This is a genomic window from Brenneria rubrifaciens (assembly GCF_005484945.1).
Lineage (GTDB): Bacteria > Pseudomonadota > Gammaproteobacteria > Enterobacterales > Enterobacteriaceae > Brenneria > Brenneria rubrifaciens.
The window spans coordinates 2,479,285-2,489,803 of record NZ_CP034035.1 but is presented as its reverse complement, the minus strand read 5'-3'; the positions used below and the strand labels follow the sequence as shown (position 1 = coordinate 2,489,803).

Here is a 10,519-nt window from a genome sequence, read left to right as displayed (position 1 = left end):
AAAGTGTTATAGGTATAAAAATAGAATCCCGGCTTATCATTTCAAGGCGGGATTAATTTTGAATTCCTTGTTTAGAGGTTTTTATGAAAACGCCTGTCAAAAATTCACAAAATCTGGATGGGTTAGCCAACGATGACATTTTTCCATTAATTTTAAAATTAGCTATACCTACCATTATTGGCGTGAGCGTCAGTGCATTATACCAGCTTTTAAACGCTTTTTTTATTGGCCGTTTGGGTACGCACGCTATCGCAGCGATGGCGCTGACATTCCCTTTCGCGATAGCGATCTCCACCATTGGGATCTGTTTTGGCGCGGGAGGTGCGTCTTTTGTATCCCGCAGTCTTGGCTCGGGAAAAATAAAGGAAGCAGGCCGCTATGCGCTTTCCTCGTTTTTAGGCGGGCTGATTACTGCTTTATTACTTAGCTTTTTGATTCGTTCAGCCTCATTAAAAATATTCGTCTTTATGGGCGCGGAGAATGAGACGTTAATTTTGTCGCAGCGTTATCTTCGATGGCTGCTAATGGGTTACATACTGGTCGTCATCAATATGATTTCTGGGTTCATTGTTCGGGCGGAGGGCAATACCCGCATGAGTATGAAAACGCAGTTGATGGCGTTTGGGTGTAATGCCATTCTCGATCCGATTTTTATCTTTTATTTTAATTTTGGCATAGAAGGCGCCGGTATCGCAACGCTATTGGGGCAATGCGCTTCGGTCGCAATGTATATTATTCATTTTTCGACAGGGAAAAGCGCCATCAATCTAACTCAAGGTTTAGCCGCCAAAAAAGATGTTTTCGCGATCCTCGGCATAGGATTTCCCACGGCGCTAAACGCATTGTTACAGGTGGTGTCGATATCATTTTTAAACCGGGTTGCTTTACAGTACGGCGATGCGGTTGTCGCCGGCATTGGCATATCTTCCCGTTTACTGATGGTCGCGGCATTACCTTTGAATGGGCTATGTATGGGGGCGCAAGTCCTTGTCGGTTATAATATCGGCGCAGATAAATTTCAGCGGGTGCGCGATGTAATAAAAACGCTCTCTCTGCTTGCCTGTGGTAGCGCATTGCTTTATTCGCTTATCTGTTTAGCTTTTTCAGAACAGATGGCATCATTTTTCTCCGATGATAAGCAAGTCATTGATGTGGCGTCACTGTCAATTCAAATTTTTCATCTGGCAATGCCATTTATCGCGTTACAGCAAATTTTTCTCATGTACTTCCAGTCAATTGGCGTCGCTAAAATCGCGCTCTATGTCTCTTTGCTGCGTTATTTAGTATTAACTCTCCCTCTATTATGGATTCTCCCCTGGTACTGGAATGTTTCGGGGATATATTGGGCATTTCCTCTTGCAGATATTGTGACCGGCTTAATAGGCTTCGCTATTTTGCGTGCGCAGATGTCGTCTTTGAAAAGGACTGACAGCGCCAGATTGTGGTAATTCATTGTTTAAATAGCTTTATTGAGCACATCGAACCCTGGACAGCGCTACGTTCAGAACGTTACCGTTCCCTGTACTTTCTGATGCGCTTTGGCGACGCAAAAGTTTAGAATCGTCCACGGCAAAACCTGCAACAAGGCGCTTATCCGGTTCGACGGGGATGCACCTGCGGCCCGAATGCTGTCGGGCATAGAATGGAAGGTTATAAACAATAGCGAAAAAGTTTCCAGAGTAGGGGGAGTCAGCGCCCATGTTGTTAATGACTATTAATTGATTGAATTCATGTGAATTATTTTCAGATTTAACCGCTGCTTTTATCCCGGCCGCGCTTTAGCATAAAAAAATATAATCAAATCTAATTACTTATTTGTCTTGTTCACGGTTCCTTCGTATCTATATACCCGTCATCATTCAAGTGCAGATGCGCTGGCTGGTCAAATTCGCTTGCGATGAATTTGTCGCCTGGTTGCGGCGTTACGAGGCTCATGAATGTGTCTTACCCGTAAGCAACCAACGCTGGGTAGGGTTTAAAAACCACAGCGTTTCGTCCGCATCTTGAAGTCTATTGGGTATAACTGCCTAACGTAAAAAACAGAACAGTGGAGTGAAGGGTGAATTTTCAGCAACTGAAGATTATTCGCGAATCAGCGCGGTGTAATTACAACCTGACCGAAGTGGCGAATACGCTGTTTACCTCTCAATCCGGTGTGAGCCGTCATATCCGCGAGTTGGAAGAGGAACTGGGGATTGAAATCTTTATTCGCCGTGGTAAACGACTACTGGGAATGACAGAACCCGGTAAAGAGCTGTTGATTGTAGCAGAAAGGATTTTGAACGACGCCAGCAATATCCGTCGTCTGGCAAATGTTTTTACCAATAACGACGCGGGTCAGTTGGTGATTGCGACCACCCACACCCAGGCCCGCTATAGTCTGCCTCAGGTGATCAAAGCGTTTCGCTCGCTGTATCCGCAGGTTCGCCTGGTGCTGAATCAGGGGACGCCTGATGAGATCGTGGCGATGCTGAATGCCGGGGAAGCCGATATCGGTATTGCCAGTGAACAACTGATTGATGATGCTTCGTTGGCCGCTTTTCCTTATTACCGCTGGCACCATTCGGTCATTGTGCCGGAAAATCATCCGTTGGCGAGCGAACCGCTACTCACGCTGGAGAAACTCAACACCGTGCCGTTAATTACCTACCGTCAGGGAATTACCGGTCGGTCCCGTTTGGATCGCGCATTTCAGGCAGCCGGTATGTCGCCGGATATTACCTTGAGCGCGCAGGATTCGGATGTGATTAAAACGTATGTTGAACTGGGGCTTGGCGTCGGGATTGTAGCGGATCGCTGTTACGATCCCGTGCGTGACCAAGGGTTGATCAGGCTGAATGCGGAACATCTTTTTGAGGCGAATACAGTTTGGCTGGGGTTAAAAAAGAATCAGTTACAACGTAACTATACCTGGAAATTCATCCAGCTCTGTAATACTGAATTGTCATTGACGGAAATTAAGGACAAGGTCTTCTCGGACAATGACGAAGCGGCGATTGATTATCAAATCTAAGGCGTTGAGATAACCGGGAACCTGTCAATCAGCCAGCTTTTTCGCTGGCTGTTTTTTTTCAGACGATGAGCGGTTTACCCGGTTATGCCGTGGGCGTTACGCGGCGCGATTATCCGCGGCGGCAGGGCGCGCCGTTAATTGCCGTGTACTCAATAACGCGGTCTTGATGCGTTCAGACTCGATAGAGAACGGCAACAAGGCGGCAATCGCGGGGGATATTTTCACATTGTTGGCGATCTCGTCGACGCGCAGACGTTGATCGTCAAGGCCGAGCGCGTCCAGCGTCAGTGGACTACCATAGCGGCGGAGCTGGGATAACAATTCCTCCCTGTCTCGCTGGTTATCATGTTCAAGAAATGCCTGTGCCGCCAGGCCGAATCCCACTTTTTCCCCGTGTAACCAGTGATGGAGCTCAGGCAAACGCGTCATGCTGTTATGAATAGCATGCGCGACGCCAACGCGGGGGACATCGTCTTTCATGCTGTTCGCCACGCCCGCCAGGGCGATAACGGCGTCAATCACTTTACGTAACGCCGGCGTAACCTGCCGTTGCTGATTATCATTAATGGCTTGTTCGCCGTCGGTATTAAAGATGTCCACGGCCAGTTTTGCCGCCTGAGCCTTCAACGCCAACGCCAGTCCGTCATCGCCATTGCGCAGGTAAGGCTGGAACTCATACCACTTCGCCAGCGCGTCAACGATGCCCGCCTTGAGATAACGCGGCGGACTTTGCACAATCACTTCGCTATCGACCAGTACCCATACCGGCAGACGCTTCAACGGGATTGAGCCTTGATGCGCGCCTGTCTCGCTGTAAATCACGCTGATAGGCGACCAGGCCGCGCAGGTGGCGGCGATGGTGGGAACGGTAATCACCGGTATCTGCCCCAATACTTCGCCAACGGCTTTGGCGGCGTCTAATACCCGCCCGCCGCCAATCCCCAGGATCAATTCAGCCGCGAACGTTCGCGCCTCAGTGGTCAACGCTTCGATTGCGGGTTTGGTGCAGTCGCCCGGTAAAAATTCAACCTGATAAATAAGACCGTGTTGACGCAGGCTGTGCTCGACCTGTTCCGCCGTGGCTTTCCAGGCCTGCGGGCTGGTAACGATGAGAAGGGTTTTGGCCAAAGGGGTAATAAATTCACCAACAGAACGGATAACCCCATTACGATTCAGATAGGTATCCGGTGCTTGTATTGCAATCATGTACACGACCTCTAAGGTGTCGGAGGATGAGCCGTTGTAGCAGTTATGCAGAACTCTGTAAAAGAACAATTCTGGTTATGCATAAGTGAATTTTGCATAACCAGCAGGTGGTAACGATGACTTAACGTTGCATTCCCCAGCGTTTTACCGTGAGTTTCTCTATGCTGGAAAAGATCAGACCCTCCACCAGCAAACCAATGATTATGACGGTTCCCAGACCGGCGAAAACCCGGTCGGTATACAGTTCATTTCGGTTCTGGAAAATATACCAGCCCAGTCCGCCGTTGCCGCTGGATGCGCCGAAAACCAGTTCGGCGGCAATCAACGTACGCCACGCGAACGCCCAGCCGATTTTCAGACCAGACAGAATAGAAGGCAGCGCCGCGGGAACCAGAATATGCATAACATACCGCCGGCCGGTTAAACCGTAATTTCGTCCTGTCATACGCAGTGTTTCAGACACGCTGAGAAAACCGGAGTACGTATTGAGCGCCATCGGCCACATCACGGAATGGATGAGCACAAAAATCAGACTCTTCTCTCCCAGCCCAAACCACAACAGCGCCAGCGGCAGCAAGGCAATGGCGGGCAGCGGGTTAAACATCGACGTTAACGTCGCCAGCAAATCGCGTCCGATACGGGTCGATACGGCCAGCGCGCTTAATCCCAGCGCCAACAGACTGCCCACGACATAACCTTTGAGCAAAGTGCCAAGCGAAATGACGACTTTGGCAGGTAATTCACCGCTGGCAAGATCCGCTTGGAAAGCATCCACGGTTTGCAGGAAACCAGGCAGCATCAGCTCGTTGTTTTGCCAGCGGGCGCCGAACTCCCATAATAGGATGAGTCCCAATAGGATCGTCAGCTTACGTAACCACGCTTGATTCCATAGCCGCGTCGCCAGCGGTAAAGGCAGCGCCAGCGTAAAATTTTTGAGCGGGGCAAGCTCACGCTGATACTCGGGACGGACGGGGGGTTGTATGCTCATAATGTTTACCTTGATGCAAAGTGGCGGAAGAGGGCGCCGTGCCTTCAGCCGGAAACAGAAGATGGTGAATACGCTGAGCGGTCGCCTGAAATGCCTCACTGCCCTGATCGTTCATGGCGAACTGGTGGCAGTTGATTTCTGCGCGAACCCGCCCTGGATGGGGCGAGAGCAACAGCACCCGGCTACCGACAATCAACGCCTCTTCGATGGCGTGCGTCACAAACAGCAGAGTGAAGCGAACCTCGTCCCACAGGGCAAGCAACTCTTCCTGCATTTTACGGCGGGTTAGCGCATCCAATGCGGCGAACGGTTCATCCATCAATAACACTTTCGGCTGCATCGCCAGCGCTCTGGCAATCGCGACGCGCTGTTTCATCCCGCCGGATAACGTATGCGGATAGGCGTCGGCGAATTTGGTTAACCCCACTTTATCCAGAAAATACCTTGCTTTTTCAATGGCTTCCGCCCGGTTCGCCTGACGGCTGGCAATCAGCGGAAATAGCGTGTTTTCCAGCACGGTTTTCCACGGCGGAAGTTGGTCGAATTCCTGAAAGACCATAATCCGATCCGGCCCCGGTTTCGTGACGCTTTTGCCATCAAGCCGGATGTCCCCTTCAACCGCCGGTAAAAATCCGCCGATGGATTTTAACAGACTGGATTTTCCGCATCCTGACGGCCCCAGCAGCACAAAGCGGTCTGCGGGGTAAACGTCAAAACTGACGTCGTGCGTGGCGCGCACCTGACTGCGGCGAGTCCGGTATTCCAACCCGACGCGGTCGATTTGTAACAGCGGTGTCTGAAGCGCATTGTAATCGTCGTGGCTCATAAATCCTCCGGTGCGCGGCTGACGGTATCGTCAACCTCGCAGGTTAAATATCACCGTTATGCGGTGGGCTAGCTGCCCGGCCGATCGTGAATTTCGCTAAAGAAGTAGTCTTTCCAGCCGTCAGCCTTATGTTTCAGTACGCCGAGCTGGTGTAATTTTTCGGCGTAGACGTAAGTCCGTTGTGGCGTAATGGTGAAATCGATCTCCGGGTCTTCAACGATTTTTTTCACCAATGCCGGGTCGAGTCGTGATTTTTCTACCCGGATATAGGTTTCAGCCGCCGCAGGTTTATCCGCTTTGATGATTTCAGATGCTTCGGCGAGCGCGTCATAGAAAGCGCGGTAGGTTTTCGGGTTCTCATCATGAAACTTCTGGGTGGTGTAAAGGACATTGAACGTTGCCGGGCCGCCCAGAACATCATAAGAGCTGAGGATCTTATGGATATTGGCATGTTCCAAAGCCTGATATTGGAATGGCGGGCTGGAGAAATGGGTGCTGATTTCGGATTTGCCCGCAATCAGCGCAGCGCTGGCATCGGGATGAGGCAGGCTGACCGTGATTTTGTCGAAGCGCTTGAAGTTGTCAGCGCCGTATTGTTTAGCCGTTTCAATCTGTAACGTGCGCGACTGGTAGCCCACCCCGGCGGCGGGGGTGGCAATGCGATCTTTATCGCTCAGGTCACCAATGGTTTTGACCGCAGGATTATTGGTGAGCAGATAATTCGGCATCGATCCCAGCGAGGCGATCGCTTTGACGTTCTGCTTACCGCGCGTGCGATCCCACACCGTCAGCATCGGCGGCACCCCGGCCGAGGCCACATCCAGCGCCCCTGACAGCAGCGCCTCATTGATGGCGGTTGCGCCGGAAAGCGTGCGCCATTCGACTTTGATATCAAGACCCTGCTGTTTACCGTGTTTTTCGATCAGATTTTGATCGCGCACGACATCCAGTACCAGATAACCAATACCAAATTGCTGAGCGATACTGATATTTCCTTCCGCGTTGGCGGCGCTTGACGCCAGCGTTAATCCTATTATTGCCGCAGCACGAGTTAATCGATTGAACTTTTTATTTTTTGATAGGTTATTCATTTTCCCTCTCTGGTTTTTAATAAACGGTTAACGGTAATATTTATTTCAATAATCCAGTCAATTGTTTCGACATAACGCATGATGGGCTTTTTTTAATGAGATAAGCTTTTTACCTTTACAGGTTCATTGCATCCTATTTTCTTCGCCTGTTATTGATAAAGTACTTTTTGGAATAAGTTAGACAAAATATGCACTGTCTCAACATAAATGGTTGGATTGCGCGGAATGATTGTTTTTAGCAAATTATTAGCTATTAATAGTCTTATTTCGCAGTTAGGGATAAAAATCTCCGCGCTATAGTGAAGCCTGTTTTTTTAACGGTATTCAGAGGCAATATTATGCCAGTATTTAGTCATCATTATTTGCGCGATTATTTACGTGCCAGGTTGGTTGATATTGAGGTTGACGCCGTCATTGCCGATATCGTGGCGGATAACCTGGTTGAATCAAGTCTTAAAGGTCATGACTCGCATGGCGTCAGCATGCTGCCGCGCTACATTGCGGCAATTCAGGAAGGGGGACTATCGCCCCATGCCAATGCTGAAAAGACACTGGACTTTGGTCCCCTGATTTCTTTTGACGGTCATCAGGGCTTTGGTCAAGTGGTCACCAGACAGGCGCTGGCACAAGGCATTGAACGGGCGCGGTCACAGGGGGTGGCGGTAGTCAGTCTGGCGGATGCTCATCATCTGGGGCGCCTCGGCGCCTGGGCCGAGCAGACCGCCGAGGCCGGGCTGGTTTCACTGCATTTCGCCAATGTGTATACCAAACCTGTGGTCTTGCCGTGGCAGGGGCAACGCCCGCGTTTCGGCACCAATCCTTTCTGCGTGGGGATTCCGGTTGAAGGCGAAGAGCCGGTCGTTCTGGATTTTGCCACCAGTATGATAGCCGGTAATAAAGCGAGAATTGCCTGGAATGAGGGGAAACAACTGGCGCCGGGGTGCATTGTGGATAGTGAGGGAAATCCATCCATTGATCCGCGCTGGCTGATGGAGGAGCCACTGGGCGCGCTGTTGCCTTTTGGTCAGCATAAAGGCTCGGGGTTATCGCTGATTTGTTCTCTGCTGGGCGCCGCATTGACCGGCGGAAAAACAGAACGTACCGCAACGGGCGAAGGTAAAAAAATCATTAACAGCATGCTGTCTATTTTAATTGACCCGCAACGGCTGGGCGGGGCCGATACCTATCAATTTGAGATCCCGGCATTATTGGCATGGGTCCGTCAGTCGCGGGATGATGGTGAATTATTATTGCCGGGAGATGCTGAAAAACAACATTATCGCCGGCGTATCGACGAAGGGATATATGTTGATGAAACCAGTTGGAAACAACTTGTTGATCTGAATAAACGGGCTGCCTGAACGGATAATCAGTGATTAACGTATTATATTTATGAATATATTTAAGCGTATAAAACGCGTATGTTGAAGATAATGTAGCAATTATTACTTATTCCTAAATAATTCGCGTTGCAGGAAGACGGCGACATCGCGAATCCCCAGGCGCTTATACCAATACGTGCCCAGGGCGAGCGGGTAAAGCCAGCGCACAGGCAACTTGAAATATGATGGGTATAGATAAATAGAATTATTAAGGAGAGAGTCATGCACCTTGCCCGTTTTCCCCGGCTATCGCTGGGGCATTTTCCCACACCGTTGGAACCGTTACCGAACCTGTCAAAATATTTAGGCGGACCGACCTTATATATCAAACGCGACGACGCGACGGGATTAGCGACCGGCGGCAACAAGACGCGCAAGCTGGAGTTTCTGTTGGCTGACGCACGGCAACAGGGCGCCGATGTCATCATCACCCAGGGAGCCACGCAGTCTAACCACGTCCGGCAAACGATTGCCGCCGCCGCGAAGCTGGGGCTTAAGACCCAGGTGTTGCTGGAAAAACGCGTTACCGATTATGGGGATGACTACCAGCGATCTGGCAATATTTTGCTGGATAATCTGCTGGGCGGCGAGATCGTCGACCATCTGCCTGCCGGCGCCGATATGCAGCAAGCAATGGAAGAACTGGCCGACACGCTGCGTAAAAAGGGATTGAAACCCTATGTGATCCCCGGCGGCGGCTCCAGCCCTGTCGGTGCATTGGGCTATGTGGCTTGTGCGGAAGAGTTGCTGTTTCAGTCCAGCCAGCAGCGTTTACGCATCGATCGCATTGTGCACGCTACGGGCAGCACCGGCACACAGGCTGGGCTGATTACGGGGTTGACCGCAACCCACAGTCAGATTCCTTTGCTGGGCATCAGCGTCAGAGCGCCCAAAGAGAAGCAAGAGGAGAATGTGTATGCGCTGGCGCAACGTACCTGGCAACTGCTTGGCATACCGGGTGAGATCCCGCGCAGCGCCGTAAATGTGAATAGCGACTATGTGGGGAAGGGATATGGAATTCCCACCGCAGGCACCCTGGAAGCGCTGACGTTGCTGGCGCAACTGGAAGGTATATTGCTTGACCCGGTCTATTCCGGCAAAGGTATGGCGGGACTTATCGATCTGATCCGTCAGGGACGTTTTCGCGCGGGTGAGAATATTGTCTTTATCCATACCGGTGGTTCCGCCGGATTGTTCGGCTATCGCCAGCTTTTTGAGCAGACGCCATCCCAATGAATATCCGGACAGATAGCGCGATCCTGATTGGTGTCCTGGGGGGAATGGGGCCGCTGGCGACGGTTGATCTGATGCAGAAGATAATTGAAGAAACGCCCGTCAGCCGCGATCAGGATCATGTACCGGTGGTGGCCTGGAGCGTGCCGCAGATCCCGGATCGCCAGCAGGCGCTGGCAGGGACCGGCGCATCCCCGCTGCCTGCGTTATTGGCTGCGGTTGGTCAGCTTAATCGGTTGGCTGTCAGCCATATCGTGATCCCCTGCAACACGGCGCACCACTGGTTTGATGCGCTGGCCACGGAAAGCCGTGCGCCTCTGATTCATATTGCCGATGCAACGTTGGAGTCGCTCGCTCGTACGGTAAAAAATCAGGTTCAGGCGCCGTCGAAAATCGGGCTGATTGCGACGCATGGCACGCTTGCTGCCGGGTGGTATCAGCAGCGATTCGCCGGGTTGGGCAGCGCTACGCTGGCGCCGACCGAACAGGAAATGGCAACGCTGTTCGTGCCGGGTTGTTATGCGGTAAAACGCGGTGAGTTACAGCAGGGAGGAGCGTTGCTTGAGCGGCTCGCCCAGCGGCTGGTTGATCGTGGGGCGGAGCGGCTGGTACTGGCGTGTACGGAAGTTGCCCCGGCGCTGGCCGCGGTGAAATCGCGCTGGCTGGACGTCAGCATCGATCCGGCGCGGGCGTTGGCGCAGTGCTGTGTGCGGCAATGGCTAAGTTCGGAACGGCGGCTATAAAAAACCGTTCGGGAAGCCCGAACGGTTTTTGGTGCGG

9 protein-coding genes are annotated in these 10,519 nt (G+C 51.6%); 5 read left to right on the top strand and 4 right to left on the bottom strand.

Annotated elements, in window-relative coordinates; all coding sequences use genetic code 11:
- The first annotated feature begins 83 nt into the window (after nucleotides 1–83).
- Both EH207_RS11350 and cbl read left to right on the top strand, forming a co-directional pair.
- The gene (locus EH207_RS11350; protein WP_137714086.1) at nucleotides 84–1,448 is read left to right on the top strand and encodes an MATE family efflux transporter; all 1,365 of its coding nucleotides are present in this window, start codon (nucleotides 84–86) and stop codon (nucleotides 1,446–1,448) included.
- A 611-nt stretch (nucleotides 1,449–2,059) separates the two neighbouring features.
- A complete protein-coding gene (cbl, locus tag EH207_RS11345) occupies nucleotides 2,060–3,013 on the top strand; it encodes an HTH-type transcriptional regulator Cbl (protein ID WP_137714085.1) in 954 nt (317 codons plus the stop codon).
- A 96-nt stretch (nucleotides 3,014–3,109) separates the two neighbouring features.
- Here cbl and EH207_RS11340 read toward each other — a convergent pair whose 3' ends face one another.
- The 4 genes from EH207_RS11340 to EH207_RS11325 all read right to left on the bottom strand — a co-directional run bounded on the left by EH207_RS11340 (nucleotide 3,110) and on the right by EH207_RS11325 (nucleotide 7,124).
- The gene (locus tag EH207_RS11340) at nucleotides 3,110–4,219 is read right to left on the bottom strand and encodes an iron-containing alcohol dehydrogenase family protein (protein WP_137714084.1); all 1,110 of its coding nucleotides are present in this window, start codon (nucleotides 4,217–4,219) and stop codon (nucleotides 3,110–3,112) included.
- Nucleotides 4,220–4,340: 121 nt separating this feature from the next.
- The gene (locus tag EH207_RS11335; RefSeq protein WP_137714083.1) at nucleotides 4,341–5,207 is read right to left on the bottom strand and encodes an ABC transporter permease; all 867 of its coding nucleotides are present in this window, start codon (nucleotides 5,205–5,207) and stop codon (nucleotides 4,341–4,343) included.
- Nucleotides 5,167–6,033: an ABC transporter ATP-binding protein gene (locus EH207_RS11330; RefSeq protein WP_137714082.1), complete on the bottom strand. Its 867-nt coding sequence runs from the start codon at nucleotides 6,031–6,033 to the stop codon at nucleotides 5,167–5,169. Before EH207_RS11330 ends, EH207_RS11335 begins: the two co-directional genes overlap by 41 nt.
- A gap of 68 nt (nucleotides 6,034–6,101) precedes the next feature.
- Nucleotides 6,102–7,124 carry an ABC transporter substrate-binding protein gene (locus tag EH207_RS11325; protein ID WP_137714081.1) on the bottom strand — a complete coding sequence of 341 codons (1,023 nt, stop codon included), beginning with the start codon at nucleotides 7,122–7,124 and terminating at the stop codon, nucleotides 6,102–6,104.
- Between the two features lie 338 nt (nucleotides 7,125–7,462).
- Between EH207_RS11325 and EH207_RS11320 the strand changes: the two genes are divergently transcribed.
- The 3 genes from EH207_RS11320 (at nucleotide 7,463) to cuyB (ending at nucleotide 10,482) form a co-directional block, all read left to right on the top strand.
- Complete coding sequence (locus EH207_RS11320) at nucleotides 7,463–8,485, top strand: malate/lactate/ureidoglycolate dehydrogenase (RefSeq protein WP_137714080.1); 1,023 nt, start codon at nucleotides 7,463–7,465, stop codon at nucleotides 8,483–8,485.
- A 243-nt stretch (nucleotides 8,486–8,728) separates the two neighbouring features.
- Nucleotides 8,729–9,742 carry a D-cysteate sulfo-lyase gene (gene cuyA, locus EH207_RS11315; protein WP_137714079.1) on the top strand — a complete coding sequence of 338 codons (1,014 nt, stop codon included), beginning with the start codon at nucleotides 8,729–8,731 and terminating at the stop codon, nucleotides 9,740–9,742.
- The gene (cuyB, locus tag EH207_RS11310) at nucleotides 9,739–10,482 is read left to right on the top strand and encodes a cysteate racemase (RefSeq protein WP_137714078.1); all 744 of its coding nucleotides are present in this window, start codon (nucleotides 9,739–9,741) and stop codon (nucleotides 10,480–10,482) included. The genes cuyA and cuyB overlap by 4 nt, the downstream gene beginning before the upstream one ends.
- The last annotated feature ends 37 nt before the right edge of the window (nucleotides 10,483–10,519 follow it).

Coding starts and splice junctions, on each gene's coding strand:
- EH207_RS11350 (WP_137714086.1), top strand. CDS start 84: ATGAAAACGCCTGTCAAAAATTCACAAAATCTGGATGGGTTAGCCAAC.
- EH207_RS11340 (WP_137714084.1), bottom strand. CDS start 4,219: ATGATTGCAATACAAGCACCGGATACCTATCTGAATCGTAATGGGGTT.
- EH207_RS11335 (WP_137714083.1), bottom strand. CDS start 5,207: ATGAGCATACAACCCCCCGTCCGTCCCGAGTATCAGCGTGAGCTTGCC.
- EH207_RS11330 (WP_137714082.1), bottom strand. CDS start 6,033: ATGAGCCACGACGATTACAATGCGCTTCAGACACCGCTGTTACAAATC.
- EH207_RS11325 (WP_137714081.1), bottom strand. CDS start 7,124: ATGAATAACCTATCAAAAAATAAAAAGTTCAATCGATTAACTCGTGCT.
- EH207_RS11320 (WP_137714080.1), top strand. CDS start 7,463: ATGCCAGTATTTAGTCATCATTATTTGCGCGATTATTTACGTGCCAGG.
- cuyA (WP_137714079.1), top strand. CDS start 8,729: ATGCACCTTGCCCGTTTTCCCCGGCTATCGCTGGGGCATTTTCCCACA.
- cuyB (WP_137714078.1), top strand. CDS start 9,739: ATGAATATCCGGACAGATAGCGCGATCCTGATTGGTGTCCTGGGGGGA.